We start from the raw sequence: 25,575 nt of genomic DNA, 5'->3' as shown, positions 1-25,575 counted from the left end.
TCAGCGAGTTCACACTTCACGTCGATGTGCGTCACGGCTTCGCCAGCGAGGATCGAAGGCATGATCATCGCACCCCTCGCCGTCGTCAGCCTCCTCGTCATGGCGTACTCCGGGATCGCCGCCCGGTCGGTCCCGCGATCCGTCGCGCGCCCTCACTGACCGATCCGCGCGCTGTGCGTCGTGCGAAGCTGTATCGCATGACGCGCGAGCCCCTGTCCCCCGAGGACTACGCAAGCCGAATCAGCGCCTACGTCTACGGCAACATCCTGGTGCTGACCGCCCTCGTCCCGCTGAACAACACCAGCGTCGCGCACGCCGGATTCGTCGTCATCGGCACCGGGATCTCGACATTCATCGCACACGCCTTCGCCGAATCCGTCGGGCGCAGCACCCGGTCCGGCCGGTCCCTGACCCGGATCGAGAAGCTCGAGGAGTTGCGCGACTCGGTACCCGTGCTCACCTCCGCGCTGATCCCCGCGATGGTGGTGGGGATGGGCGGGCTCGGCTGGATCGACCTCTCGACCGCCCTGCTGCTCGCCGAGATCTGGGTGGTCACCCGCATTGCCGGCATCACCTACGTGATCACGCGGCTGCGCGGCGAGCGGCCCAACCGGGGCACGCTCGCCGCGTCGATCACGCTGAGTCTCGTGGCGATCGCGATCGTCGGCGTCAAGCTACTCCTCACGCACTGACCGCCGCACCGCCGGTCGTCAGCGCGAGAGCGGCACCGGCTCCAGGATTTCCGCCCGGGCCTCGGGCGCGGCGGCCCGCAACGCGTCCGCGGACGCGTCGTCGGGTTGCGCCTGCGACTCGACCTCCGCCACCACCCGTGCGCGATAGGTCTCGACCTCACGGTCCACGGTGGCCTGGTCCCAGCCGAGGATCGGCGCCACCAACTGCGCGACCTGCTCGGCGCAGTTGACGCCGCGGTGCGGGTACTCGATGGCGATCCGAGTGCGCCGCGCGAGGATGTCCTCGAGGTGCAACGCACCTTCGGCCGCCGCCGCGTACACGGCTTCGACCTGCAGGTAGTCGGGGGCATCGGTGATCGGCTGCAGCAGCTCCGGCGACGCCGCACCGAGGTCGAGCACCTCGTGGATCAGCGAGCCGTACCGGTCCAGCAGGTGCTTGACCCGGTACGGATGCAGTCCGTAGCTCTGACCCACCTGCACGGCCTGGTTGACCAGCGCGAAGTACCCGTCCGCGCCGACCAGCGGAACCTTCTCGGTGATCGACGGCGCCACCCGGGCCGGAATGTCCTCGGACGCGGCGTCGACGGCGTCCTCCGCCATCACCCGGTAGGTGGTGTACTTGCCGCCCGCGATCGCGACCAATCCCGGCGCCACGCGGGCCACCGCGTGTTCGCGCGAGAGCTTCGAGGTCTCGTCGCTCTCCCCCGCCAGCAACGGTCGCAGTCCCGCGTAGACCCCGTCGATGTCCGCGTGGGTGAGCGGGGTGACCAGCACCTTGTTCACCTGACCGAGGATGTAGTCGATGTCGGCCTTGGTCGCGGCCGGGTGGGCGAGATCGAGATTCCAGTCGGTGTCGGTGGTCCCGATGATCCAGTGACCACCCCACGGAATGACGAACAGCACCGACTTCTCGGTCCGCAGGATGATGGCGGCCTCGCTGACCACCCGGTCGCGCGGGACCACGATGTGCACGCCCTTGCTGGCGCGGACCCGGAATCGGCCGCGCTGGTTCGAGAGCGACTGGATCTCGTCGGTCCACACGCCGGTGGCGTTGATCACGACGTGGCCGCGCACCTCCGCGGTGCTGCCGTCCTCCGAATCACGTACGCGCACACCGGAAACACGATCCGCCTCCCGCAGGAACCCCACGACCTGAGTCGACGTGCGCACCACCGCGCCGTAGTGCGCGGCGGTGCGGGCGACCGTCATGGTGTGGCGGGCGTCGTCGACGACGGTGTCGTAGTAGCGGATACCACCGATCAGCGCACTTCGCTTGAGCCCCGGCGACATTCGCAGCGCAGCCGAGCGGGTCAGGTGCTTCTGGTGCGGCACCGACTTCGCCCCGCCCATCTGGTCGTAGAGCAGGAAACCGGCGGCCATGTACGGCCGCTCCCAGACCCGGTGCGTCAGCGGGAACAGGAACTTCAGCGGCTTGACCAGATGCGGGGCCAGCGTCGAGAGCGAGAGCTCCCGCTCGTGCAATGCCTCTCGCACCAGCCCGAATTCGAGCTGCTCGAGGTAGCGCAGGCCACCGTGGAACATCTTCGACGACCGGGACGAGGTGCCCGAGGCGAAGTCCCTCGCCTCGACCAGCGCCACCCGCAGGCCCCTGGTCGCGGCGTCGAGCGCCGCGCCGGCACCGACGATCCCACCACCGATCACCACCACGTCGAATTGCTCGGATTGCAGGTTGTCCCAGGCCTCTGCCCGCTGCTGCGGACCGAGAAACTGTGCTTCCTGATGCTTGGCCAACGTGAGCTCCCGTGAGTTGTCGACGGATTCTTGTCCAGGCTAGTAGTTTCAAGCCGTGTATGTCGCCGCGATCGATCAGGGCACCACCTCCACCCGCTGCATGATCTTCGATCACGCGGGTGGTGTGGTCGCCGTCGCACAGCAGGAGCACGAGCAGATCTTCCCGCGGGCGGGCTGGGTCGAGCACGACCCGCTCGAGATCTGGCGGGCCGCCCGCGAGGTGACCGCGAAGGCTCTCGCCGGCGCGGACCTGACCGGACACGACATCGTCGCGGTCGGCATCACCAACCAGCGGGAAACGACCGTCGTCTGGGACCGGCGCACCGGCGAGCCCGTCTACAACGCCATCGTCTGGCAGGACACCCGGACCGACGAACTGTGCACCGAGCTCGGGGGCGCGGAGGGGCCGGACCGGTACCGCGAGAGCACCGGGCTGCCCCTGTCGACCTACTTCTCCGGGCCGAAGGTGCGCTGGATCCTCGACAATGTCGAGGGCGTTCGAGCCCGAGCGGAGGCCGGCGAACTGTGCTTCGGCACGATGGACAGCTGGATCGTGTGGAATCTCACCGGCGGCCCGGACGGCGGGCTGCACGTCACCGACGTGACGAACGCGTCCCGGACGATGCTGATGAACCTGCGGACCCTCGACTGGGACGAGCAGATCTGCGCCGACATGGCCGTCCCGATGTCCCTGCTGCCGCAGATCCGCAGCTCCTCCGAACGGTACGGGCAGGTCCGCGAGGGCACCGGCCTCGCCGGTGTGCCGATCACCGGCATCCTCGGCGACCAGCAGGCCGCCACCTTCGGCCAGGCGTGCCTGAGTCCCGGCGAGGCCAAGAACACCTACGGCACCGGGAACTTCCTGCTACTCAACACCGGCACGACGCCGGTGCACAGCAGGCACGGCCTGCTCACCACGGTCTGCTATCGCATCGGCGACGCTCCGGCGGTGTACGCACTCGAGGGTTCGGTCGCGGTCACCGGTTCGCTGGTGCAGTGGCTCCGTGACAACCTCGGCATCATCGGCTCCGCCAAGGAGGTCGAGGAGCTCGCGACCTCGGTACCCGACAACGGCGGCGCCTACTTCGTGCCTGCGTTCTCCGGACTGTTCGCCCCGCGGTGGCGGTCGGACGCGCGCGGCGCCATCGTCGGCCTGACCAGGTTCGTCAACAAGGGACACCTGGCGCGAGCCGCGCTCGAGGCCACGGCATTTCAGACCCGCGAGGTGATCGAGGCCGCGGCCGCCGATTCCGGGGTGAAGCTGACCTCCCTCAAGGTCGACGGCGGCATGGTGCTCAATCAGACCCTGATGCAGTTCCAGTCCGACATCCTCGACGTCCCGGTGATCCGGCCGGTGGTCAACGAGACCACCGCGCTCGGCGCGGCCTACGCGGCCGGGCTCGCGGTCGGCTTCTGGTCGAGCGAGGAGGACATCCGGGCCAACTGGGAGGTCGGGCAGACCTGGACTCCCGCCATGACCGCCACCGAACGCGATCGGCTCTACCGGGAATGGAACAAGGCGGTCGAGCGGACCTACGACTGGGTCGACTGACCCACCCCCACACCTTCCCAATGTCGCATCGGTTCGGGTGGGTCGAACCAGTGTGACATCGGGGAGGTGGGCGGTCAGGGGGTGAGCGAGTGGTGCGCCTGCCCGAGCCGCTCGACCGCCAGTTCCAGGGTCTGCGCGGTGTTCGTCGTGAAACACAGCCGTGCCCCGTGGCGATGTCCGCCGTCGACCGCGAAGGCCGAGCCGGGGACGAAGGCGACGCGCCGCTCGACCGCCCTCTGCAGCAACGCGTCGGTGTCGGTGCCGTCGCGAAACTCCACCCAGCTGAACATGCCGCCACCCGCCGGGGTCGACTCCACCGACTCGCCGAACTCGGCGGTGAGCGCGGCGTGCAGCGCCTCCGCCCGCGCCCCGTACGCGGCGCGGATCGCAGCCAGGTGTTCGTCCAGCCACGGCGCGTCGGCCAGCAGTCCGGCCGCAATCTGCTGGGTCAGGGTCGACCCGCACAGGTCGGCGCCCTGCTTGACCAACTCGACCGCCGCGCACAGCTCCCGGGGTCCGCGCAGCCAGCCGACCCGGAGTGCGGGCGCGAGGATCTTCGACGCGCTCGACAGCCTGATCACCCGGTCTGATTGTGCGGCAACGGGATCCGGTGGCGCGCTGCCGTAGTACAACTCACCGTACGGATCGTCCTCGACGATCCAGAACCCGAAGCGCTCGGCCAGCCCGGCCAGGTGCGCGCGCCGCGCGGCGGTCATGGTGGCGCCGCGCGGGTTGTGGAAGTTGCTCACGGTGTGCACCACCACCGGCCTCTCGCCCTGGTCGAGCAACTCCTCGAGGCGGTCGGTGCGCATGCCGTCGACGTCGACGGGCACCGTGAGCACCCGGGACTCCGCGGCCCGAAAGACCTGCAGCGCACCGGTGTATGCGGGTTCCTCGACCACCACACTCGCACCCGGATCGAGCAGGACCTGGGCCAGCAGGCTCAGCGCCTGCTGGGAGCCGTGGGTGACGACCACCTCGTGCGGGCTCACCGCACCCCCGACCTCGCGCGACGCGATCACCTCCCGCAGGCCGAACCACCCCGCCGTCTCCGTGTACTGCAGCGCGCCCGACGCGCCGAGCACCCGTTCGGACTCCTGCCGAATCCGTTCACGCGGAACGAGTTCGGGATCGGGCAGGCCTCCGGCGAGGCTGACGACGTCGGGGCGCGCGGTGACGGTGAGCAGGTCGCGGATGGCGGAACTGCGCAGTGCGCCCATCCGACGGGCGAGAGTGAGGGACATGAGACCTCCCAGGAGGCAGCGGAACGAACGAGGTGAGGGCACCTGATCGCCGGCGGATCCGCGGGGCGGGAGGCGTCGAAGGGGCCGGGGGTACCGGCCGACCCTCCGACTATCGCACGAAATCGTCCACCAAGTGAACCATTCGTCTCACATGTCGAGAACGGTCAGTCGAGGTCGTCGTGCCGCATCAGCTGGCGCGCGGCCTCGGTGATCGAACCGGTCAGCGACGGGTACACCGAGAAGGTCTGCGCCAGGTCGTTGACCGAGAGGTTGTTCTGGACCGCGATCGCGATCGGCAGGATCAACTCGGACGCCGTCGGCGCGACCACCACACCACCGATCACGACGCCGGTCGCCGGTCGGCAGAAGATCTTCACGAAGCCGCGCCGCAACCCCGACATCTTGGCGCGCGGGTTCGTGTTCAGCGGCAGCATCACCGTGCGGGCGGGCACCTCGCCCCCGTCGATGGCGGCCTGGCTGACGCCGACGGTCGCGATCTCCGGGCGGGTGAACACCGCGGACGCGACGGTCTTGAGCTTGATCGGGCTCACGCCCTCGCCGAGGGCGTGGTACATCGCGATGCGCCCCTGCATGGCCGCGACCGAGGCCAGCGGCAGCAGGCCGGTGCAGTCGCCTGCGGCGTAGATCCCCGAGACCGAGGTGCGCGAGACCCGGTCCACCCGCAGGTATCCGCCCTTGTCGAGGTCGATGCCCACCTTCTCGAGCCCCAGACCCGCGGTGTTCGGCGTCGACCCCACGGTCATCAACGCGTGGCTGCCCGTCACCGTGCGACCGTCCGCCAACTTGACCAGCACGCCGTCGGCGGTGCGCTCGACGGCGTCCGCGCGGGCGTGCTTGACCAGGTTCACTCCGCGCTCGGAGAGCGCCTCCTCGAGCACCAGGGCCGCGTCCGCGTCCTCGTGCGGCAGCACCCGGTCCCGGCTCGAGACCATGGTCACCTGCACGCCCATCTCCGTGTAGGCCGAGACGAACTCGGCACCGGTGACACCCGAACCGACCACGACGAGGTGCTCGGGCAGCGCCTCCAGGTCGTAGAGCTGACGCCAGTTCAGAATCCGCTCACCGTCGGGCTGCGCGGTGGGCAGGATGCGCGGGGACGCACCGGTCGCGATGAGCACCACGTCCGCGTCGAGGATCCGCTCGGACCCGTTCTCCAGGTTGGCCCGCACCTGGTGCACGGCCATCCCGATCACGGAGTCGATCAGTTCCGCGGTGCCGAAGAGCAGGTCCACGCCGGCACTCTGCAGCTTGTCGCGGATGTCGGCGGACTGCGCCTGCGCGAGGCTCTTGACGCGGGAGTTGATCTTCGGCAGGGAGACGGTGGCCTGCGACAGGTCGAAGCTGATTCCGAGATCGCTCGCCTTGCGCATGTCGGTCCGCAGACCGGTGGAAGCGATGAATGTCTTCGACGGCACGCAGTCCCACAGCACGCAGGCGCCGCCGACGCCGTCCGAATCGACCAACGACACGGTCGCGCCGTGCTGGGCCGCAACCAGGGCAGCCTCGTAGCCCGCCGGTCCGCCACCAATGATCACGATCCGGGTCATTCATCCTCCATGTTTCGGCAGGTTCGCGCATATCTCGGTGTGTCCACGCTATTCCACCGCAGCTCGCGCTCGCACTCTGGCACGAGTTCCATGCGCCGAACGGGTCGGAAAATGCTGTGTGCGGTTCGCGGTCCGCCCGGTACGGTTTAGGCTTTCGCCGTGCCGATTTACGCCGCCTACGGATCCAACATGCACCCAGAGCAGATGCTCGAGCGCTGCCCGCACTCCCCCATGGCGGGAACCGGCTGGCTGAGCGGCTGGCGGCTGACCTTCAGCGGTGGCGACATCGGCTGGGAGGGCGCGCTCGCGACCGTGGTCGAGGACCCCGACTCCCGCGTGTTCGTGGTGCTCTACGACGTCCCCGACGAGGACGAGGTCAGCCTCGACCGCTGGGAGGGGTCCGAGCTGGGGATCCACCGCAAGATCCGGCTGCGGGTGGACACCGACGGCGAGCCCGTCCTGGCCTGGCTGTACGTGCTCGACGCCTACGAGGGCGGGCTCCCCTCGGCGCGGTACCTCGGCGTGATGGCCGACGCGGCGGAGATCGCCGGCGCACCCGCCGACTACGTCCGCGATCTGCGCACCCGCAACAGCCGCAATGTCGGCCCGGGGACCTCGGGCTTCTCCGGCTGAACCGCCTAGATCGCGGCTCCGCCGAGCACGAGGTTGACCAGCACCCGCACCCCGACGGCGAGCGCCCGCTCGTCCAGGTCGAAGGTCGGCTGGTGGATGTCGAGCTGCTCGCCGATACCCGACCAGACGCCGAGACGCGCCATCGCACCCGGCACCTCCTCGAGGTACCAGGAGAAGTCCTCGCCGCCACCCGACTGCGGGGTGTCCGCCAGTGCGCCGGGACCGAGCGCGGAGATCGCGCGCTCGAACATCCGGGTCGAGACCTCGTCGTTGACCACCGGCGGCACCCCGCGGCGATAGTTCAGCTCGTAGCGCACGCCCGTCGGGGCGAGCAGGCCGTTGACGATCTCGCGCACCAGCGGCTCGAGCAGCGCCCAGGTCTCGTGGTCCCCGGTCCGCACCGTGCCGACCAGCCTGCCCGACTGCGGGATCGCGTTCGGCGCCTGGCCCGCGGTGACCGCGCCCCAGACCATCACCGTGCTCGTCCGAGGATCGATCCGGCGGCTGAGCATGCCGGGCAGTCCGGTGATGACGGTGCCGAGCGCGTAGACCAGGTCGGTGGTCAGGTGCGGCCGCGACGTGTGTCCACCGGGCGAGTCGAGCACCAGCTCGACCGTGTCGGCCGCGGACGTGATCGCGCCGAGCCGCACCCCGACCTGACCCGCCGCGAGCCGCGGATCACAGTGCAGGGCAAAGATTCTCGCCACGTCCTGCATGGCACCCGCGGCGACGACGTCCAACGCGCCGCCCGGCATGACCTCCTCGGCCGGCTGGAAGATCAGGCGGACGCCGACCGGCAGGTCCGGCATCCTCGCCAGCGCGAGGCCCGTTCCGAGCAGGATGGTGGTGTGGGCGTCGTGACCGCACGCGTGCGAGACGCCGGCGACGGTGGACGCGTACGGGGCACCGGTGTCCTCCTGCAGAGGCAGCGCGTCCATGTCCGCGCGCAGCGCGATCCGCGGGCCGTCCGGGCCGATGTCACACGTCAGTCCGGTCCCCCCGGGCAGGATTCGCGGCTCGAGCCCGGCCGCGATCAGCCGTGTCGCGACGAACTCGGTGGTGGCGAACTCGCGGCGGGCCAGCTCGGGATGCGCGTGGATGTGCCGCCGCCACCGCGAGAGGTCCTCGGTGTGCTCGGCGATCCAGCGGTCGATCGATGCGGTCACGACCGGCCCACCCCACGCCGACGCTCCTCGTTGCGTCGCTGCGCACCCTGGAGCAGTCGCTCACGCTGCGCGCGATCGGTGGCGGCGGCGATCGCGGTGCCCGCCAGCGCTCGGGCACCGTCGAGCACCGCGCGATCCGCCGAGGCGGTGACGCAGGCCGCGGCGAACTCCGGCTGGTGGGTCACCGCGCCGGCCGAGTCGATGCCGATCACCGGATGGATGCCCGGGAGCACGTGCGTGACGTTCCCCATGTCGGTACTGCCCAACGGACGAGATCCTTCCCATTCCGGGGCCAGCGGCGTGCGCCCCGCCTTCTCGATCAGTTCACGGTAGACCTGCACCAGCCAGGGGTCCGGTCGCAGTTCCGTGTAATTCGGTGACACGGTTCGAATCTCGTGACTGCAGCCGGCGGCCAGCGCCCCCGCCTCGAAACACGCCAGGGCCCGGTCGGTCAGATCCGCGAGCGAGTCGGCGGTCCGGGCACGCAGGTAGTACAGCATCTCGGTGCGCGCGGGCACGATGTTCGGCGCGGTCCCGCCGTCGCTGACGATCCCGTGCATCTGCTGCCCAGCGGACAGGTGCTGACGCAGCAACCCGAGCCCCACCTGAGCGACGGTGGCGGCGTCGGCGGCATTGCGTCCGAGCTGCGGGGCAGCCGACGCGTGCGCCTCCCGCCCGCTGAAGGTGACCGCCAGATCTGCCATCGCGAGCGAGGTGGCGCCCGCGATGTCCTCGGGCCCCGGATGCACCATCAGAGCCGCGCCGAGTCCGTCGAACGCACCGCGCTCGAGCATCAGGACCTTGCCGCCGCCGCTCTCCTCGGCCGGGGTGCCGAGCACGCGGATCGTGATGCCGAGCCGATCGGCCAGCGGCGCAAGCGCGAGACCCGCGCCGACCGCCGCGGCTGCAATGATGTTGTGCCCGCAGGCATGACCGATCTCGGGCAGCGCGTCGTACTCTGCACAGATCCCGATCACGAGTTCACCGCTGCCGTACGTCGCACTGAAAGCAGTCGGCAGGTCTGCGATCGGCGCCTCGATCTCGAACCCGTACTGGGAGAGCAGGTCCGCCGTCTTCGCGGCGCTGCGATACTCCGCGAACGCGAGCTCGGGCTCGGCGTGGATGGAATGGGACAACCCGATCAGGTCGGCCTGCGCCGAGGCGACCGCGTCGTCCACTTCCGAGTTCACGGTTTCAGTCTCTCATCTACCGCTGCAGGCCACCTCGACCAACCCGAGGCTTCGCCCGAGGAGCCACCTCGACCAACCCGAGGCTTCGCCCGAGGAGCCACCTCGACCAACCCGAGGCTTCGCCCGAGGAGCCCCTCCGGCGGATGCCGATGGTGCCCGATCAGGGCACCATCGGCCGGGGACTCACCCGAAGCTGAGGTTGCTCGGGTCCGTCGCGGTGGCGAGCCCGGCGAGGATCGGGCCGTGGATTCCACGCTTGATGCCCGCGAGGTTCGGGCCGCGCAGGTTCGTCGTCGCGGCGGCGCGGGCCACCGCGGCGGCCAGCACGCCTTCGCCCTCCGCGGTGTCGTTGACGATGCCTGCCGCGAGGGCGTCCGCCCCGCCGTAGCGCCGGCTGGTCGTCATGGCCTCGACCGCGGTCGGGCGCGGCAACTGCAGCGTCATCAGTGCGTTCATGCCGACAGTGAAGGGCATGTTGAGCGCGGCCTCGGGCAGGCTGTAGTACCCGCGGTCGGACCGCATCACCCGGAGGTCGTGCGAGGTCGCGAGCATCGCCCCGGCACCGAACGCGTGCCCCTGCACGGCCGCGACCGTGGTCATCGGGAAGGTGAGCAGCCGCGCGAACACGGTGTGCACGCGGTCGAGGTACCAGTGCGACTTGTCCAGGTTTCCGAACAGCCAGTCGGTGTCGAGCCCGTTGGTGAAGAACTTGCCGGTGGCCGCCGTGACGAGCGCGGCGGGACCGTCGTGGGCCTCGACCTCGTCCAGCTTGGCGTGAATCGCGTCGATCCAGTCGGGATGGAAGCGGTTCTCGCTGTCGGTCTGACCCTCGTTGCCGAGGTACAGGATGAAGACGTCGCCGTCGCGCTCGAGATAAGGCATGGCCGAATACTACCTACGAGTAACTTCGCCTGTCGTCAGTACTGTGTCCGGTCATGGGCAACCTCGAGCAGCAGGCCGCGCACGTCCTCGGTGAACGCACCGGAGTCCCGAGGCACGACGTCGCGATCGTCCTCGGCTCCGGCTGGCAGGAGGCCGCGGACGCCTTCGGCCCGCCGCAGGCGACGGTGCCGATGGCCGACCTGCCCGGTTTCGCCGCCCCCACCGCGTCCGGGCACGCCGGCGAACTGCGGTCCGTCCGGGTCGGTGACCACTCGGTCCTGCTGATGCTCGGGCGCACCCACGCCTACGAGGGGCACGACCTGTCCCGGGTCGTGCACCCGGTGCGCACCGCGTGCGCCGCGGGCGCGGGCACCGTCGTCCTGACCAACGCGGCGGGCGGGATCCGGGAGGGCCTGAGCGTCGGCGAGCCGGTGCTGATCGCCGACCACCTGAACCTCACTGCGCGCTCGCCGCTCGTGGGAGCCGAGTTCGTCAATCTGGTCGACGCCTACTCCCCCGAACTGCGTGACCTCGCACGGCGCATCGAGCCGTCGCTCACCGAGGGCGTGTACGCCGCGCTGCCCGGGCCGCACTACGAGACACCCGCGGAGATCCGGATGCTCCGCACGCTGGGCGCGGACCTGGTCGGGATGTCGACCGTGCACGAGACGATCGCGGCGCGGGCGGTCGGTGCACGGGTGCTCGGACTGTCGCTGGTGACCAACCTCGCCGCCGGGATCACCGGCCGGCCGCTCGACCACACCGAGGTGCTCGCCGCGGGCGCCGCCTCCGCGGGCCGGATCGGAGTCCTGCTCCGCGAACTGGTGGCCGCGCTGTGAGTCTGCTCTTCGGCACGGCGGGCCTGCGCGGTCCACTCGGCGACGGACCGGACTGCATGAATCTCGCCGTCGTCGTCCGCACCACCGCCGGCCTCGCCGCCTGGCTGCGGGGCCGCTGCCTCGGCGGCTCCACGGTGGTGGTGGGCCGGGACGCTCGTCACGGCTCCGCCGAGTTCGCCGAGGCGGCCGCCGAAGTGCTTGCCGCGGAGGGCTTCTCCGTGGTCGTGCTGCCCCGGCCGCTGCCGACCCCGGTACTCGCCTTCGCGGTCCGCCGGCTCGGCGCGCAGGCCGGAGTCCAGATCACCGCATCGCACAACCCGGCCACCGACAACGGGTACAAGGTGTACGTCGACGGTGGCGCGCAGCTGATCTCACCGACAGACCGGGAGATCGAACAGGCCGTCGAATCCGTCGGTCCCGCCGCGTCGGTGCCCCGGCTGCCGGTCTCGCCGGCCGACGACACCCTGGTCTGCGAGTACCTGGCGAGGGTCGCGGCGCTGCCGCGTGGCGAGGAGCGTCGCCTGCGGATCGCCCTGACCCCCCTGCACGGGGTGGGCGGAGCGACCGCGATCGCTGCGCTCACAGCAGCAGGGTTCACCGATGTGCACACCGTCGCAGAACAATTCGAACCCGATCCGGACTTCCCGACCGTCGATTTCCCGAACCCGGAGGAGCCGGGGGCCACCGACGCGCTGCTCGAACTGGCGGCGCGGGTGGACGCGGACCTGGCGATCGCGCTCGATCCGGACGCGGACCGCTGCGCGGTGGGTGTGCCCGGTCCCGACGGGTGGCGGATGCTCAGCGGCGACGAACTCGGCGCGGTCCTCGGCGAGCACGTGCTTGGCACTGCAGGCCCGGACCCCCTCGTCGCCACCACGATCGTGTCCTCGCAACTGCTGGCACGGATCGCCGCGGCACGCGGGGCACGGTTCGCGCAGACACTCACCGGATTCAAGTGGCTGGTCAGGTCGGGGCCGGGCCTCGTGTACGCGTACGAGGAGGCGATCGGGTACTGCGTCGACCCGGACTCCGTGCGGGACAAGGACGGTATCGCGACGGCGGTCCTCACGGCGGGACTCGCCGCCGCGCTGAAGGCCGGCGGCCGGTCGCTGCTCGACGTCCTCGACGATCTCGCGCTCGAGTTCGGCGTGCACGCGACCGCCCAGGTCTCCCGGCGGGTCGGGCACCAGGACGAGTTGGTCGACCTCATGACCCGGCTGAGGTCCGACCTGCCCACGCAGCTGGCCGGCGACGCGGTGACCGCCGAGGACCTGTCGGACCGGCGGGGCCAGGAACGCACGGACGCGGTGGTGCTGCAGGGAGGGCGCACGCGAATGGTGGTGCGGCCGTCCGGAACCGAGCCGAAGCTCAAGTGCTACCTCGAGGTGGTGGAGCAGGTCAGCGGCCCGGCGGACCTGGCCCGCGCCCGCGCCGCGGCCACCGCCCGGCTGACAGCGGTGGCCGAACACGCACGCCGGCTGTGAGCTGTCCCTAGACTGCGGGGCAATGAACGAGGACCCGTCGCGGTACGCACCGACCCAAGAGCCGGAACCCGATTCGGGTGAGTACCCCCACAATCCCCCCGCCACGGGCGGACCCGCACATCCGCACCACTGGCGACTGCCGATCCTGCTCGGGTCGTTCGCGGTCGGACTGATCGTCGCGACCGCGATCATCGCGACCGCGCTGGTCGTGATCCGGGAATCGGGCACGGACGCCGCGCCCGCGGCACTGCCCGCGCCGAGCACCGTCGTGGTCACGGTGACCGCGACCGTCGAACCGCCCGCTCCCCCGGCACCGGCACCGCCGCCCGCGCCCACCACCGTCGTCGTCGAGGCCGCGCCACCGCGCGAGGCGCCCGAGCCCGTCGCCGCACCCTCCGCGCCGGGGCTGGGCGTCAGCGGCACCGACGCCCAGGGGTTCGTGAGCTATTCCGGCGCCCGGTGCGATTCCGTCAATCCCGCGGTGGCCGTGGGCCGGACGTCGCGGTCGCTGGTGTCGATCTGCCAGACCGGCACGGGCGGCCTGTACTACCGCGCGGTGCGACTGAGCGACGGCGCGACGATCGAACTCGACGGGCCACTGCGCATCGGCGACCTGTTCGTCGTGACGAACGGGTCGACGTCCTACTCGCTCTCGCCCGGTGCGCTCGTCATCACCCGCGGCACGACCATCCTCGCGCGCGAGCCAATGCTCGAGTTCGCATCGCGCTGACCGGCATCCGCTAGATGTTGCGAGGACCGAACTGACGGTCGCCCGCATCGCCGAGACCGGGCACGATGTACGCGTCCTCGTTCAGTCCCTGGTCGACACTGGCGGTGACGAGGCGGACCGGGAACCCGGACTCCTCGAGCGCGGTGACGCCCTGCGGCGCCGCGACGACGCAGACGGCGGTGATGTCGGTGGCGCCGCGGTCGACGAGCAGTTCGATGGTGCGCACCATCGACCCACCGGTCGCGAGCATCGGGTCGAGTACGTAGACGGGGACGGCGGACAGGTCGCTCGGCAGCGATTCGAGATACGGCACCGGCTGATGGGTCTGTTCGTCCCGGGCCATCCCGACGAAGCCCACCTGCGACTGCGGGATCAGCGAACTCGCCTGCTCGACCATGCCGAGGCCCGCGCGCAGCACCGGCACCAGCAGCGGCGGGTGCGCCAGCCGGACGCCGCGGGCAGGCGCGACCGGCGTCTGCACCTCGAACACCTCGACCTCGGCATCCCGGATGGCCTCGTAGATCAGCATCTGGGTCAGCTCGCGCAACGCGGCCCGAAAGGCCGGATTGTCGCTGCGGGCGTCACGCATCGTGGTCAACAGGGAAGCCGCCAACGGATGATCCACCACTCGCGTGTCCATGGCCGACAGAATATGCGCCGGCGACGTCGCGGTGGAACCGGACCACGGTGGACTGCGTCCAAACTCGTGACAGCACGTCCGGCCTCGCGGCGGGCACTGTCACCGATCTGCAACCGACGACCGGGGGGATTGCCGAGATGACACAGATTTCTGCGGTGACCGACGGCATTCGCGCCTATGGCGTGACCGCCGAGACGATGTCGGCCCAGGTGCGCGCCGCTGCGGTGGGGGCCGCGGCGGCGGGCCCGGCGATGCTCGGGCCGGTGTTCGGCCTGATCGGCGGCGACTTCCTCGTCGCGTTCGCCTCCGCGCACGGCGGGCACGCCGCCGCACTGCGCGACCTCGCGGACGACCTCGGCAGCATGAGTTCGACCGCCGCCGCCTCCGCTCTGGCCTACGACACCGCCGACCTCGGTGCCGCCGACGGACTCGACGCGTCCGGCAAAGGCCTGGAGGCGTGAGCATGATCGGCATCGACCTGCTCGCCCGTCCCCTGGTCGAGCTGCTGGAGACCTTCGGCACCGGGGTCATGCCCTCCGACGGACCCGCGGACGCACTTCGGGTCGCCTCCGCTGCCCTCGACTCGGCCTACGCGGTCGGCAAACTCGGCCTCGCCGAGCTCGGCGGCGTGTGGTCGGGCAACGCCGCGCGCACCGCGAGCGCGAAGGCCGAGCAGGCCCAGTCCCAGCACGTCGTGCTGTCCGACCGCGGGCAGGAGATCGCACGGGTGCTCACCGCCGCGTCACGGGACGTCAATGCCGGCATGGCCGAACTCGAGGCGATCGTGCAGTCCTTCGTCTCGGTCGCCGTTGCCGCCGGACCCGCCCTCGCGACGCCGGCCGGCCAGATCGCCGTCGTCGCGTCGGCCATCGACCACCTGTCCCGCGGCCTCGCCGTGGTGGCCCGGGTGCGGGCCGAGTTGACCGCGCACACCTCGGCGATGACCGAACTCACCGCGCCGGACCCGTCCCAGGGCACGACGGACCCGGCGCTCGCGCAGGCATCGGTGCGCCCGTCCGGTGCCGGGCCGAGCATGTCGCGGCCGCCCGCACTGCAGGGCGGCGACGCGTTCAGCGGCTTCGGCCGGGGTTTCGCCCAGGCGGCGTCCACCACACCGGGCGAGAGCTACGCGGGATTCGGCGGGAGCAGCATGTTCGGACCCGGATCGAGCAGTGAGCCGTCCGCGGGCGGCCGGCCGGTGGTGCACCCTCGGGGCGGCAGCGTCGATCCTCTCGGCAGCCGCGGCGGCGTCCTGGTCTCGCTGCCCGACGGCAGCACCGCGGTGGCGCCGAACCAGGAGGCCGCCGACGCCGTCCGCAACGCGTTGACCCAGCAGGGTGTCCCGTACGTGTGGGGCGGCACCTCCCCGGGCGAGGGGCTGGACTGTTCGGGTCTGACCCAGTGGGCGTACGGGGAGGCGGGCGTGAACCTGCCCCGCCTGGCCGATCAGCAGGACATCGGTATCCAGGTCGACCGGTCGGATCTCATGCCCGGCGACCTCGCGGTCTGGGACGGTCACGTCGCGATGGTGATCGGGAACAACCAGATGGTCGAAGCGGGCGATCCGGTCAGCGTGAGCGCGGTGCGAACCGACAACATCGGAATGGGATTCCGCGGCTTCTACAGGCCGACCGCATGAGCGCCCCGCACGACGCCGATTCACCGGCCGCCGGCGTCCCCGACACCGCCTCGGCGACGACGAGCAACCGGTCCGGCACGGTCACGGTCACGGCGACCGACCGTGGTCAGCCGTCGGAGGTCTGCATCGACCAGCGAGAGCTGCGCTACGGCAGCGGTCGGTTGGCCGCCGCGATCCTCGAGATCTGCCACGCGTCGGCGGCCGAGGCCAAGGTCCGTCGGCGTGAGGACCTCGCCCGCGCCGGGGTGCGGGCGGACATACTGGACCGCCTCGGCCTGCCCACCCGCGAGGAGTTGGCCCGCTCACAGCGGACCGACGAACTGGACGAGCCCGCACCGACGAGCTGGATGCGGCCGCTGTGAGCGAGCGAAACCATAGCCCTGTGAGCGAGCGAAACCATGACCCTGTGAGCGAGCGAAACATCATGGGCGAGCGAAACGTTCACACTGCGAACGAGATGGACCCCGTCGTCGCCCGCGCAGCGCAGCGCATCGAGAACCTGGAACAGGCCCTGCGCGGGCTGACGACACTGCGGGCCCGAGTCACCCACGAGTCCGGTCTGGTGACCGTGGAGGTCGACGAGCAGGGCGGTCTGCGCGACCTTCGGATCGTCGAAGCGCTCGACCGCGTCGATGCCCGCGACCTCGGGCGTGCCGTCGTCGAGGCGACCGCGGCGGCCGCCGAGATCGTCGCCGGGCGACGGGATCAGATCCTGGCATCGCTTCACGACGCACTGACCTACTAGGCTTCGCGCCATGGCTGGAGACATCGTCCCGATCCAACTCGGTCTCACCGACGGAGACCTCGTCACCCTGTGGGCCCCGCGGTGGCGTGAGGGGGACGACGAGTGGGAGGCGTTCCTCGGGCACGAGGAGAACCTCTACGCCTTCGCGTCGGTCGCCGACCTGACCGCATTCATCCGGGTCGAGACCGATCACGACCTGGTCGAGCACCCCTCGTGGCCGACGGTGGCGGCGCTGTCCGCGGACGAGTTCGAGCCGGACGAGGAACACGCCTACGACCTGATCGGGGTGCCCGAGCTCGCCGCGGGCGACCCGGACGCGGAGACCCTGAACGAACTCGACGCGACGCTCGAGATGGTGCGCACCATCGGCGAGGTCTGCGAACTCGACGTGGTCATCCGATTCTTCAGCTCGCACCCCATCCTGCGGGCGCTTCCGAGTGGGGTCGCGACCTTCGTCGGACGCGACGGCGAGGAGCTGTGGGACCAGGTCGGTGCCGCGGTCGCGGCCGGCTGGGACAACGTGCTGGACGCCGTCGACGGGATCGTCGCGGTGCCCGAGGTCGACCCGGCCGCGGTCGCGGTCGCCGAGGCGGAGATCCTGGCCGCGGAGGAGAACGTCGTCGACGCGGACGACGCGGCGGAGGAGTCCGACGAGGACGCCGACGACCTCGAATTCATGACGCTCAACCTCGACGACGAGATCGTCGACCCGACCGCCCTTGCCGCGGAAGACGATTCGTTCTGGACCTCGGTCGGCATCGACCCGGTGAAGATCATCACCTCGTCCGCCACCTACTTCACCCTGCGGTGCTACCTCGACGACGACCCGGTGTTCCTCGGCAAGTCCGGACGCATCCTGGTCTTCACCTCGGAGCGGGCGCTGGCCCGCTACCTCGCCGACAACCACGACCACGACCTCGCGCGGGTGAGCACCTACGGGGACGTTCAGGCCGCGGCGGTGGACGGCTCGCTGGAGGTCGAGGTCACCGACGAGAACGTCTACGTGCTGCCCGGACTCGCCGACGACCTGGCCGCGGGACCGCGGGCCGTGGACGCCGACCAGCTGGACCTGGCGGTCGAACTGTTCACCGACGCCGCGGAGTACGCGCGCGACGAGTCCACCGAGCAGGCGCTCGCGGCGTCCACTCCCCTCGGCTGGTACGTCTCCTACGTGCTCGACCCGGATCCGAACCGGATGTCGCCGAGCGCGCCGTTCACCGCCGAGTCCGAGTCCTGGCGGGCACTCGAGCAGGAGTTCGAGACGCGACTGCGCCCGGAGTAGCGGCGGCCGCTCACCCGATCAGCACCGCGTAGCCCGGCTTGACGACCTCGTCGATCAGCCGGAGCCGGTCCGGGAACGGGATGAAGGCCGACTTCATCGCGTTGATCGTGAACCGCTCGAGGTCGCTCCACCCGTAGCCGAAGGTGGTGGCGAGCTTGACCATCTCCTCGCTCATGCTGGTCGCGCTCATCAGCCGGTTGTCGGTGTTGACGGTGACCCGGAACCGCAGCCGGGCGAGCAGGTCGAACGGGTGCTTCTCGAGGCTGGACACCGCGCCGGTCTGCACGTTCGAACTCGGGCACAGCTCCAGCGGGATGCGCTTGTCCCGCACGTAGTTCGCGAGCCGTCCCAGCTCTGCCGAGTCCGCGGAACTCACCGCGATGTCGTCGGTGATCCGCACCCCGTGGCCGAGCCGGTCGGCGCCGCAGAAGGCGATGGCCTCGTGGATGGACGGCAGGCCGAACGCCTCACCCGCGTGAATCGTGAAGTGCGCGTTGTTCGCCCGCATGTGTTCGAAGGCGTCCAGGTGCCTGCTCGGCGGGTGCCCGGCCTCGGCGCCGGCGATGTCGAACCCGACCACACCCCGGTCCCGGAACCGGACCGCGAGCTCGGCGATCTCGAGCGAGCGGGCGGCGTGGCGCATCGCGGTGAGCAGGCAGCCGATCCGGATCTGCTGCCCCTGCTCGCGCGCGAGCGCCACACCTTCCTCGAAGCCGAGGAGCGTGTGGTGCACCACCTCGTCGAGGCTCAGGCCCTGCTCGAGGTGCTGCTCGGGCGCGAAGCGGACCTCCGCGTACACCACCGAGTCCGCCGCGAGGTCGAGCGCGCACTCGCGGGCGACCCGGGCGAGCCCCTCGGGCGTCTGCATGACCGCGACGGTGTGCTCGAAGGTCTCGAGGTACCGCTCGAGCGAGCCGCTGCCCGCCGCGTCCGCGAACCAGGCGGCGAGGGAGTCCGCGTCGTTCGCGGGTAGTCGGTCGTACCCGCAGTCGTGGGCCAGTTCGAGGACGGTGGCGGGCCGAAGTCCGCCGTCGAGGTGGTCGTGCAGCAGCGCCTTCGGAGCGGTCCGCACGGTCGGGAGGTCGAGAGGTGCCGGGCTCATGTGTCGACGCTAGACCCGCACGAGCCCGATGCGGTCGATGACCAGCGGCTCCTCCGGCGGCGTGTCGCCGACCGACCAGGCGCCGTCGAGCGCCAGCCGCGCGGCGGCGAACCTGGCGGGGGTGTCGGTGTGCAGGGTGAGCAGCGGCTGCCCCGCAACGACGGTGTCGCCGGGCCGGGCGTGCCACTGCACCCCGGCACCGGACTGCACCGGCTGCCCCTGCCGCTCGCGCCCGGCGCCGAGCCGCCAGGCGGCCACGCCGACCGCCATCGCGTCGAGGCGTGTCAGCACACCGGATTCCGTCGCGGTCACCACGTCCCGCTCGCGCGCGGTCGGCAACGGCGCGGCGGGATCGCCGCCCTGGGCCCGCAGCATGGCCCGCCACCGGTCCATCGCCCTGCCGTCGCGCAACGCCTCGGCCGGGTCCTGCCCGTCGAGTCCTGCGGCGCAGAGCATTTCGCGGGCCAGTGTCAGCGTCAGTTCCACCACGTCCGCAGGCCCGCCCCCGGCGAGCACCTCCAGGGACTCGGCGACCTCGAGCGCATTGCCCGCCGAGCAACCGAGCGGGGTGTCCATCGCGGTGAGCAGCGCGACGGTACGCACGCCTGCGTCCGCGCCCAGTTCGACCATCGTGGTGGCGAGTTCGCGGGCGTCGGCGGCGTTCTTCATGAACGCGCCCGATCCAACCTTCACGTCCAGCACCAGCGCGCCCGCGCCCTCGGCGATCTTCTTGCTCATGATCGAGCTGGCGATCAGGGGTATGGACTCGACGGTTCCGGTCACGTCCCGCAGCGCGTACAACTTGCGGTCCGCCGGCGCCAGGTCGGCGCCCGCCGCACAGACCACCGCGCTGACCGCCGGGTCCGCGAGGATGGCGCCGATCTCCGCGGGTGACAGATCCGCGCGCCAGCCCGGCACCGACTCCAGCTTGTCGAGGGTGCCGCCGGTGTGGCCGAGCCCCCGACCGGACAGCTGGGGAACCGCCGCGCCGCAGGCGGCGACCAGCGGCGCCAGCGGCAGGGTGATCTTGTCCCCCACCCCGCCGGTCGAGTGCTTGTCGACGGTCGGCCTGGCCAGCGCACTGAGGTCCATGCGGCGTCCGGTGCGGATCATCGCGTGGGTCCAGGCGGCGGTCTCGGCGCGGGTCATGCCACGGAAGACGATGGCCATGGCCAGCGCGGACATCTGCTCGTCGGCGACGTCGCCGCGGGTGTACGCGCCGATCAGCCACCCGATCTGCGCGTCCGTCAGCTCGCGACCGTCGCGTTTTGCGGTGATGAGCGAGACCGCGTCGGCGATCACGGTGTCGGTCCCTGGTCGCTGCGCCGCACCCTGGCCAGATCGTCAGGGCCGAACGCCTGCGGCAGCAGGTCACCGAGCGCAACCGCACCGGTCGCGGTGTCGATCAGCAGCTCCACCCCGCCGTGTTCGAAAAGCAGTTGCCTGCACCGCCCGCAGGGCATCAGTACCTGGCCGAGCGCGTCGCGGCAGGAGAACGCCACCAGGCGGCCGCCGCCGGTCGCGTGTAAGTTACTGACGAGTCCACATTCGGCGCACAGGCCGAGTCCGTATGAGACATTTTCCACATTGCATCCGGTGACAACACGACCGTCGTCGACTAGGGCCGCCGCCCCCACCGGGAAGTTCGAGTACGGCGCGTACGCACACCTCATGACGCTATCTGCTTTGTCGCGCAACATCTTCCAGTCAATCTCGGGCACAGTTCACCATCAAAGCACGCGCACTGAATGGATGCAGAAGATCGTCGCGAACCCCGCCGACGGCATTGGACAGGCAAACCTAAGATGCCTCCGGGGCGCTCGTACGAACCGCCTGTCGAATTAGTTCCCAGATTGGCCGGGGATTACAGTGCAGGAAGTCGGTTCAGGTACACGTCGCGCCAAGGCTGAAAACTCCAGGGTCGTCCCAGATGAAACAGCCAAACGGGGTGCGACACGTCCACCAAAGACGTTGGAGGCACAGCACTCGATGAGTAGCACGACTGAAGCCGCTCCGGCGAAGGAGCGCACACGGTCGCTATACCGGGGCGACCCCGGAATGTGGTCCTGGGTTCTACACCGGATCACCGGCGTCGCGACATTCTTCTTTCTCTTCGTCCACGTACTCGACACCGCACTGGTGCGAGTCAATCCGGACACCTACGACCGGGTCATCGAGACCTACAAGAACCCGCTCGTCGGGCTCATGGAGCTCGCTCTGGTCGCGATGGTGCTCTACCACGCACTCAACGGCGTCCGCGTGATGCTCGTGGACTTCTGGTCGAAGGGTCCGCAGTACCAGCGCCCGATGCTCTGGATCATCATCGCGATCTGGTTCGTCGTGATGATTCCCGGCGCGGGCCGCATCTTCTACAACATGTTTGCGGGGCACTGAGATGACTGAAGCGAAGAGCCTGGGAACGTCCTACGACCGTCCCGCCAGCCTGGACAACCCGCGTTCGCCGCGGCGTCAGGCGAAGAACAACTTCGAGCTCTACGCCTGGTTGTTCATGCGCCTGTCCGGCCTCGCGCTGATCGTGCTGGTGCTCGGTCACCTGTTCATCATGCTGATGATGGACGACGGCGTGCACCGCATCAATTTCGGTTTCGTCGCCGGCCGGTGGGCCAGCCCGTTCTGGCAGTTCTGGGACCTGACCATGCTCTGGCTCGCCCAGCTGCACGGCGGCAACGGCCTGCGCACGGTGATTGCGGACTACTCGCGCAAGGACTCCACGCGGTTCTGGCTGAACGCGATTCTCGTGGTGTCGATGATCCTGATCATGGGCCTCGGCACGTATGTCATCTTCACCTTCGACCCCAACATCTCGGCCTAGGGGAGCAGAAACTTCATGCTGGAACATCGTTATGACGTGGTCATCGTCGGCGCAGGCGGCGCCGGGATGCGCGCCGCCATCGAGGCCGGCCCGCGCGCACGCACCGCGGTCCTGACCAAGCTCTACCCCACCCGCAGCCACACCGGCGCGGCGCAGGGCGGCATGTGTGCCGCGCTGGCGAACGTGGAGGAAGACAACTGGGAGTGGCACACCTTCGACACCGTCAAGGGCGGCGACTACCTCGCCGACCAGGACGCCGTCGAGATCATGGCCAAGGAGGCCATCGACGCGGTGCTCGACCTGGAGAAGATGGGTCTGCCCTTCAACCGCACCCCCGAAGGCAAGATCGACCAGCGTCGTTTCGGCGGCCACACTCGCGACCACGGCAAGGCCCCGGTTCGCCGGGCCTGCTACGCCGCGGACCGCACCGGCCACATGATCCTGCAGACGCTGTACCAGAACTGCGTCAAGCACGACGTCGAGTTCTTCAACGAGTACTACGCGCTCGACATCGCCCTCACCGAGACCGAGAACGGCCCGGTCGCGACCGGCGTCATCGCCTACGAGCTCTCGACCGGCGAGATCCACGTCTTCCACGCGAAGTCCATCGTGTTCGCCACCGGCGGCTCGGGACGCATGTACAAGACGACGTCCAACGCCCACACCCTCACCGGTGACGGCATGGGCATCATCTTCCGCAAGGGTCTCCCCTTGGAGGACATGGAGTTCCACCAGTTCCACCCGACAGGACTGGCCGGACTCGGCATCCTCATCTCCGAGGCCGTCCGCGGCGAGGGCGGCATCCTCCGCAACGCCGACGGCGAGCGGTTCATGGAGCGCTACGCGCCCACCATCAAGGACCTCGCGCCCCGCGACATCGTCGCCCGCTCGATGGTGCTCGAGGTGCTCGAGGGCCGCGGCGCAGGCCCGAACAAGGACTACGTCTACATCGACGTGACCCACCTCGGCGAGGAGGTGCTCGAGGAGAAGCTCCCCGACATCACCGAGTTCGCCCGCACCTACCTGGGCGTGGACCCGGTCACCGAGCTGGTGCCCGTGTACCCCACCTGTCACTACGTGATGGGCGGCATTCCCACCAAGATCAACGGTGAGGTGCTCCGCAACAACGAGGACCACGTCCCCGGCCTGTACGCCGCCGGCGAGTGCGCCTGCGTCTCGGTGCACGGCGCGAACCGCCTCGGCACCAACTCGCTGCTCGACATCAACGTGTTCGGCCGCCGGGCCGGCATCGCCGCCGCCGAGCACGCGAACAACTCCGAGTTCGTGCCGCTGCCCGACGAGCCGGCCAAGATGGTCGAGGAGTGGCTCGCGGTCATCCTCTCGGACCACGGTCACGAGCGGGTCGCGGACATCCGCACGGAACTGCAGGTGACCATGGACAACAACGCGTCGGTGTTCCGCACCGATGCCACGCTGACCCAGGCACTCAACGACGTGCGGGCGCTCAAGGAGCGCTACAACCACATCACCGTGCAGGACAAGGGCAAGCGCTACAACAGCGACCTGCTCGAGGCCGTCGAGCTCGGCTTCCTGCTGGAAATGGCCGAGGTCACCGTCGTCGGCGCGCTCAACCGGAAGGAGTCGCGAGGCGGCCACGCCCGCGAGGACTTCCCGGATCGCAACGATGCCGAGTACATGAAGCACACCATGGCCTACAAGGAGGGCGACGGCCTGCTCTCCGACATCCGTCTCGACTACAAGCCGGTGGTCCAGACCCGCTACGAGCCGATGGAGCGTAAGTACTGATGTCCGCACCCGCTGTAGACAAGGACGCACCCGCGCTGCCGCCCGTGCCCGAGGGCGCGACGATGGTCACCCTCAAGATCGCTCGCCTCAACCCCGAGGACGGCGAGGGCCAGCACTGGGAGAGCTTCCAGGTTCCGGCGTTGCCGTCGGACCGCATGCTGAACCTGCTGCTGTACGTGAAGGGCTACCTGGACGGCACGCTGACCTTCCGTCGCTCCTGCGCGCACGGCGTGTGCGGCTCGGACGCGATGCGGATCAACGGCGTCAACCGCCTGGCCTGCAAGATCCTGATGAAGGACCTGCTGCCCAAGGACGGCAAGCCGGTCACCATCACCGTCGAGCCCATCAAGGGCCTGCCGGTGGAGAAGGACCTCGTGGTCGACATGGAGCCGTTCTTCGACGCGTTCCGTGCCGTCAAGCCCTTCCTGATGACGTCGGGCAACGAGCCGACCCGCGAGCGTATCCAGTCGCAGGCCGACCGCGCTCGCTTCGACGACACCACCAAGTGCATCCTGTGCGCGTGCTGCACCACCTCGTGCCCGGTGTACTGGAGCGACGGCAGCTACTTCGGCCCGGCCGCGATCGTGAACGCACACCGGTTCATCTTCGACAGCCGTGACGAGGGCGCCGCCGAGCGGCTCGACATCCTCAACGACAAGGACGGTGTGTGGCGCTGCCGCACGACGTTCAACTGCACCGACGCGTGCCCCCGTGGCATCCAGGTGACGAAGGCGATCCAGGAGGTCAAGCGCGCGCTGCTCTTCGCGCGGTAGCCTCGCTAACTCTCAGCAAGACGCAAATGGCGCGGTCCCTTTCGGGGGCCGCGCCATTTGCCGTGCGAAGATTTGCAAATATGGAATTCATTATGTTCGGTACCCAAACTTCTACCCGGTCGGTTATCCATCGGTTACCATGAGTCGCACAGGGGGGCGGTCCTCGCTTGACGAGGGTCAGACAAACACGAAGGGATCGGGACCTACGTCAATGGAGTCAGACTTCGCTTCTCGGCTGAACAAGCTCTTCGAGACTGTTCATCCCGCCGGCCGGAAGCCCCACACGAACACCGAGGTCGCCGAAGCCCTCAACTCCGCAGGCCATCGGATCTCGAAGCCGTACATCTCGCAGCTGCGGAATGGTCAACGCACCAATCCGTCCCCGGAAACCGTTGCGGCACTTGCCCAGTTCTTCAAGGTCAAGTCGGACTACTTCTTCGACGACATCTACGCCGCGCGCATCGACCACGACCTGGAACTGCTCGCCCAGCTTCGCGGCTACGGATTGCGCCGCCTGTCTGCCCGAGCCTTCGACCTCTCGACGGAATCGCAGGAACTTCTCACAGCCATGGCCGAGAAGCTCCGTCGCAGTGAGGGATTGCCCGCAACACCTCCTGATTCGACCGAGTAGCACTGGTGGGGGGAACTCGGCGACGACCCGGGCGCTGGCGGATTCTGGCCGCCGGCGCCTTTGTCGGGTCTATGGCACTGACACCGGGAATCGCTGCCGCATACCCAGATTCGGTCGATCAGGGCGCAATCGCAGCGAACGAGAGCGGGGACGGGCCCAGCGATCGTCACGGCTGGCACTGCGACCACGGCCACGGCGATCGCGATCGTCACGGTTGCGGCCACCCGACGACCACGGTGGCCCCCACGACCACTCAGGTCCCGACCACCACGGTCGTCCCGACCACCACGGTCGTCCCGACCACCACGGTCGTCCCGACCACCACAGTCGTCCCCACCACCACAGTCGTCCCCACCACCACAGTCGTCCCCACCACCACAGTCGTCCCCACCACCACAGTCGTCCCCACCACCACAGTCGTCCCCACCACC

General features: G+C 69.7%; 26 protein-coding genes. 16 read left to right on the top strand and 10 right to left on the bottom strand.

From position 1 onward, the window contains the following. The first annotated feature begins 197 nt into the window (after nucleotides 1–197). On the top strand, nucleotides 198–692 hold the full coding sequence (locus tag ACFXGJ_RS03415) for a hypothetical protein (protein ID WP_378616486.1): 495 nt from the start codon (nucleotides 198–200) through the stop codon (nucleotides 690–692). A gap of 18 nt (nucleotides 693–710) precedes the next feature. Here the strand turns inward: ACFXGJ_RS03415 and ACFXGJ_RS03410 are convergent, their stop codons facing one another. Continuing rightward, entirely contained in the window at nucleotides 711–2,444 is a 1,734-nt protein-coding gene (locus tag ACFXGJ_RS03410) for a glycerol-3-phosphate dehydrogenase/oxidase (protein WP_378616484.1), read from the bottom strand. Between the two features lie 55 nt (nucleotides 2,445–2,499). Here ACFXGJ_RS03410 and glpK point away from each other — a divergent pair, with 55 nt between their 5' ends. Beyond that, the gene (glpK, locus tag ACFXGJ_RS03405) at nucleotides 2,500–3,996 is read left to right on the top strand and encodes a glycerol kinase GlpK (protein ID WP_378616482.1); all 1,497 of its coding nucleotides are present in this window, start codon (nucleotides 2,500–2,502) and stop codon (nucleotides 3,994–3,996) included. 74 nt (nucleotides 3,997–4,070) lie between these two features. Here glpK and ACFXGJ_RS03400 read toward each other — a convergent pair whose 3' ends face one another. Next, entirely contained in the window at nucleotides 4,071–5,240 is a 1,170-nt protein-coding gene (locus ACFXGJ_RS03400; protein ID WP_378616480.1) for a PLP-dependent aminotransferase family protein, read from the bottom strand. A 164-nt stretch (nucleotides 5,241–5,404) separates the two neighbouring features. Then, nucleotides 5,405–6,808 (bottom strand): NAD(P)H-quinone dehydrogenase, encoded by a 1,404-nt coding sequence (locus ACFXGJ_RS03395; RefSeq protein ID WP_378616478.1) that lies wholly within the window; start codon nucleotides 6,806–6,808, stop codon nucleotides 5,405–5,407. Between the two features lie 159 nt (nucleotides 6,809–6,967). On the opposite strand from ACFXGJ_RS03395, the gene ACFXGJ_RS03390 reads away from it, so the two are divergent. Continuing rightward, the gene (locus tag ACFXGJ_RS03390) at nucleotides 6,968–7,441 is read left to right on the top strand and encodes a gamma-glutamylcyclotransferase (protein ID WP_378616475.1); all 474 of its coding nucleotides are present in this window, start codon (nucleotides 6,968–6,970) and stop codon (nucleotides 7,439–7,441) included. Between the two features lie 5 nt (nucleotides 7,442–7,446). Here ACFXGJ_RS03390 and ACFXGJ_RS03385 read toward each other — a convergent pair whose 3' ends face one another. The 3 genes from ACFXGJ_RS03385 to ACFXGJ_RS03375 form a co-directional block, all read right to left on the bottom strand. Then, the gene (locus ACFXGJ_RS03385) at nucleotides 7,447–8,607 is read right to left on the bottom strand and encodes a M20 family metallopeptidase (protein ID WP_378616473.1); all 1,161 of its coding nucleotides are present in this window, start codon (nucleotides 8,605–8,607) and stop codon (nucleotides 7,447–7,449) included. Further along, complete coding sequence (locus tag ACFXGJ_RS03380; protein WP_378616471.1) at nucleotides 8,604–9,797, bottom strand: M20 family metallopeptidase; 1,194 nt, start codon at nucleotides 9,795–9,797, stop codon at nucleotides 8,604–8,606. The genes ACFXGJ_RS03385 and ACFXGJ_RS03380 overlap by 4 nt, the downstream gene beginning before the upstream one ends. A 183-nt stretch (nucleotides 9,798–9,980) precedes the next feature. Further along, on the bottom strand, nucleotides 9,981–10,679 hold the full coding sequence (locus ACFXGJ_RS03375; protein ID WP_378616469.1) for an enoyl-CoA hydratase/isomerase family protein: 699 nt from the start codon (nucleotides 10,677–10,679) through the stop codon (nucleotides 9,981–9,983). Nucleotides 10,680–10,732: 53 nt separating this feature from the next. Here ACFXGJ_RS03375 and ACFXGJ_RS03370 point away from each other — a divergent pair, with 53 nt between their 5' ends. Genes ACFXGJ_RS03370 through ACFXGJ_RS03360 form a run of 3 tightly spaced genes read left to right on the top strand, consistent with a single transcriptional unit; the run spans nucleotide 10,733 to nucleotide 13,732 of the window. Beyond that, a complete protein-coding gene (locus ACFXGJ_RS03370; protein ID WP_378616467.1) occupies nucleotides 10,733–11,518 on the top strand; it encodes a purine-nucleoside phosphorylase in 786 nt (261 codons plus the stop codon). Beyond that, on the top strand, nucleotides 11,515–13,002 hold the full coding sequence (locus ACFXGJ_RS03365; protein WP_378616465.1) for a phospho-sugar mutase: 1,488 nt from the start codon (nucleotides 11,515–11,517) through the stop codon (nucleotides 13,000–13,002). The genes ACFXGJ_RS03370 and ACFXGJ_RS03365 overlap by 4 nt, the downstream gene beginning before the upstream one ends. Nucleotides 13,003–13,024: 22 nt before the next feature. Continuing rightward, the gene (locus ACFXGJ_RS03360; protein ID WP_378616463.1) at nucleotides 13,025–13,732 is read left to right on the top strand and encodes a hypothetical protein; all 708 of its coding nucleotides are present in this window, start codon (nucleotides 13,025–13,027) and stop codon (nucleotides 13,730–13,732) included. Nucleotides 13,733–13,742: 10 nt separating this feature from the next. On the opposite strand, the gene upp is transcribed toward ACFXGJ_RS03360, so the two are convergent. Further along, the gene (gene upp / locus ACFXGJ_RS03355) at nucleotides 13,743–14,372 is read right to left on the bottom strand and encodes a uracil phosphoribosyltransferase (protein WP_378616461.1); all 630 of its coding nucleotides are present in this window, start codon (nucleotides 14,370–14,372) and stop codon (nucleotides 13,743–13,745) included. A 137-nt stretch (nucleotides 14,373–14,509) separates the two neighbouring features. On the opposite strand from upp, the gene ACFXGJ_RS03350 reads away from it, so the two are divergent. From ACFXGJ_RS03350 to ACFXGJ_RS03330, 5 genes are read left to right on the top strand one after another with little or no spacing between them, the layout of a single operon-like run. Further along, complete coding sequence (locus ACFXGJ_RS03350; protein ID WP_378616459.1) at nucleotides 14,510–14,833, top strand: type VII secretion target; 324 nt, start codon at nucleotides 14,510–14,512, stop codon at nucleotides 14,831–14,833. Between the two features lie 2 nt (nucleotides 14,834–14,835). After that, nucleotides 14,836–16,011, top strand: coding sequence for a C40 family peptidase (locus tag ACFXGJ_RS03345; protein WP_378616457.1), 1,176 nt, complete (start codon nucleotides 14,836–14,838; stop codon nucleotides 16,009–16,011). Continuing rightward, nucleotides 16,008–16,373 carry a hypothetical protein gene (locus ACFXGJ_RS03340; protein ID WP_378616455.1) on the top strand — a complete coding sequence of 122 codons (366 nt, stop codon included), beginning with the start codon at nucleotides 16,008–16,010 and terminating at the stop codon, nucleotides 16,371–16,373. Before ACFXGJ_RS03345 ends, ACFXGJ_RS03340 begins: the two co-directional genes overlap by 4 nt. A 44-nt stretch (nucleotides 16,374–16,417) precedes the next feature. Next, a complete protein-coding gene (locus ACFXGJ_RS03335; protein WP_378616453.1) occupies nucleotides 16,418–16,756 on the top strand; it encodes a YbaB/EbfC family nucleoid-associated protein in 339 nt (112 codons plus the stop codon). Between the two features lie 10 nt (nucleotides 16,757–16,766). After that, nucleotides 16,767–18,038, top strand: coding sequence for a primosomal protein (locus tag ACFXGJ_RS03330; protein ID WP_378616451.1), 1,272 nt, complete (start codon nucleotides 16,767–16,769; stop codon nucleotides 18,036–18,038). A 10-nt stretch (nucleotides 18,039–18,048) separates the two neighbouring features. Here the strand turns inward: ACFXGJ_RS03330 and ACFXGJ_RS03325 are convergent, their stop codons facing one another. From ACFXGJ_RS03325 to ACFXGJ_RS03315, 3 genes are read right to left on the bottom strand one after another with little or no spacing between them, the layout of a single operon-like run. Continuing rightward, nucleotides 18,049–19,140, bottom strand: a complete 1,092-nt coding sequence (locus ACFXGJ_RS03325) for an adenosine deaminase (protein WP_378616449.1) — start codon at nucleotides 19,138–19,140, stop codon at nucleotides 18,049–18,051. A 9-nt stretch (nucleotides 19,141–19,149) separates the two neighbouring features. Next, nucleotides 19,150–20,439 carry a thymidine phosphorylase gene (locus ACFXGJ_RS03320; protein WP_378616555.1) on the bottom strand — a complete coding sequence of 430 codons (1,290 nt, stop codon included), beginning with the start codon at nucleotides 20,437–20,439 and terminating at the stop codon, nucleotides 19,150–19,152. After that, nucleotides 20,439–20,861: a cytidine deaminase gene (locus ACFXGJ_RS03315; protein WP_378616446.1), complete on the bottom strand. Its 423-nt coding sequence runs from the start codon at nucleotides 20,859–20,861 to the stop codon at nucleotides 20,439–20,441. The genes ACFXGJ_RS03320 and ACFXGJ_RS03315 overlap by 1 nt, the downstream gene beginning before the upstream one ends. Nucleotides 20,862–21,129: 268 nt before the next feature. On the opposite strand from ACFXGJ_RS03315, the gene sdhC reads away from it, so the two are divergent. The 5 genes from sdhC (at nucleotide 21,130) to ACFXGJ_RS03290 (ending at nucleotide 25,144) form a co-directional block, all read left to right on the top strand. Next, nucleotides 21,130–21,534, top strand: a complete 405-nt coding sequence (gene sdhC, locus ACFXGJ_RS03310) for a succinate dehydrogenase, cytochrome b556 subunit (protein ID WP_072753666.1) — start codon at nucleotides 21,130–21,132, stop codon at nucleotides 21,532–21,534. Nucleotide 21,535: 1 nt separating this feature from the next. After that, entirely contained in the window at nucleotides 21,536–21,973 is a 438-nt protein-coding gene (locus ACFXGJ_RS03305) for a succinate dehydrogenase hydrophobic membrane anchor subunit (protein ID WP_378422336.1), read from the top strand. Nucleotides 21,974–21,988: 15 nt separating this feature from the next. Next, entirely contained in the window at nucleotides 21,989–23,740 is a 1,752-nt protein-coding gene (sdhA, locus tag ACFXGJ_RS03300) for a succinate dehydrogenase flavoprotein subunit (RefSeq protein WP_378616444.1), read from the top strand. Then, the gene (locus tag ACFXGJ_RS03295) at nucleotides 23,740–24,513 is read left to right on the top strand and encodes a succinate dehydrogenase iron-sulfur subunit (protein WP_378616442.1); all 774 of its coding nucleotides are present in this window, start codon (nucleotides 23,740–23,742) and stop codon (nucleotides 24,511–24,513) included. The genes sdhA and ACFXGJ_RS03295 overlap by 1 nt, the downstream gene beginning before the upstream one ends. Nucleotides 24,514–24,724: 211 nt before the next feature. Then, complete coding sequence (locus tag ACFXGJ_RS03290) at nucleotides 24,725–25,144, top strand: helix-turn-helix domain-containing protein (RefSeq protein WP_378422331.1); 420 nt, start codon at nucleotides 24,725–24,727, stop codon at nucleotides 25,142–25,144. Nucleotides 25,145–25,575: the final 431 nt, after the last annotated feature.

It is taken from the genome of Rhodococcus sp. NPDC059234 (assembly GCF_042754225.1).
Taxonomy (GTDB): Bacteria; Actinomycetota; Actinomycetes; order Mycobacteriales; family Mycobacteriaceae; genus Rhodococcus_G.
The sequence above is the reverse complement of the archived record's forward strand: the minus strand, read 5'-3'. Positions and strand labels throughout refer to the sequence as shown.

Bases quoted from the DNA above. Each gene is read 5' to 3' on its own strand.
- ACFXGJ_RS03370 (WP_378616467.1), top strand. From the start codon at position 10,733: ATGGGCAACCTCGAGCAGCAGGCCGCGCACGTCCTCGGTGAACGCACC.
- ACFXGJ_RS03375 (WP_378616469.1), bottom strand. From the start codon at position 10,679: ATGCCTTATCTCGAGCGCGACGGCGACGTCTTCATCCTGTACCTCGGC.
- ACFXGJ_RS03395 (WP_378616478.1), bottom strand. From the start codon at position 6,808: ATGACCCGGATCGTGATCATTGGTGGCGGACCGGCGGGCTACGAGGCT.
- ACFXGJ_RS03340 (WP_378616455.1), top strand. From the start codon at position 16,008: ATGAGCGCCCCGCACGACGCCGATTCACCGGCCGCCGGCGTCCCCGAC.
- upp (WP_378616461.1), bottom strand. From the start codon at position 14,372: ATGGACACGCGAGTGGTGGATCATCCGTTGGCGGCTTCCCTGTTGACC.
- ACFXGJ_RS03305 (WP_378422336.1), top strand. From the start codon at position 21,536: ATGACTGAAGCGAAGAGCCTGGGAACGTCCTACGACCGTCCCGCCAGC.
- sdhC (WP_072753666.1), top strand. From the start codon at position 21,130: ATGAGTAGCACGACTGAAGCCGCTCCGGCGAAGGAGCGCACACGGTCG.
- ACFXGJ_RS03325 (WP_378616449.1), bottom strand. From the start codon at position 19,140: ATGAGCCCGGCACCTCTCGACCTCCCGACCGTGCGGACCGCTCCGAAG.
- ACFXGJ_RS03295 (WP_378616442.1), top strand. From the start codon at position 23,740: ATGTCCGCACCCGCTGTAGACAAGGACGCACCCGCGCTGCCGCCCGTG.
- ACFXGJ_RS03345 (WP_378616457.1), top strand. From the start codon at position 14,836: ATGATCGGCATCGACCTGCTCGCCCGTCCCCTGGTCGAGCTGCTGGAG.
- sdhA (WP_378616444.1), top strand. From the start codon at position 21,989: ATGCTGGAACATCGTTATGACGTGGTCATCGTCGGCGCAGGCGGCGCC.
- ACFXGJ_RS03400 (WP_378616480.1), bottom strand. From the start codon at position 5,240: ATGTCCCTCACTCTCGCCCGTCGGATGGGCGCACTGCGCAGTTCCGCC.
- ACFXGJ_RS03290 (WP_378422331.1), top strand. From the start codon at position 24,725: ATGGAGTCAGACTTCGCTTCTCGGCTGAACAAGCTCTTCGAGACTGTT.
- ACFXGJ_RS03350 (WP_378616459.1), top strand. From the start codon at position 14,510: ATGACACAGATTTCTGCGGTGACCGACGGCATTCGCGCCTATGGCGTG.
- ACFXGJ_RS03330 (WP_378616451.1), top strand. From the start codon at position 16,767: ATGGCTGGAGACATCGTCCCGATCCAACTCGGTCTCACCGACGGAGAC.
- ACFXGJ_RS03415 (WP_378616486.1), top strand. From the start codon at position 198: ATGACGCGCGAGCCCCTGTCCCCCGAGGACTACGCAAGCCGAATCAGC.
- ACFXGJ_RS03360 (WP_378616463.1), top strand. From the start codon at position 13,025: ATGAACGAGGACCCGTCGCGGTACGCACCGACCCAAGAGCCGGAACCC.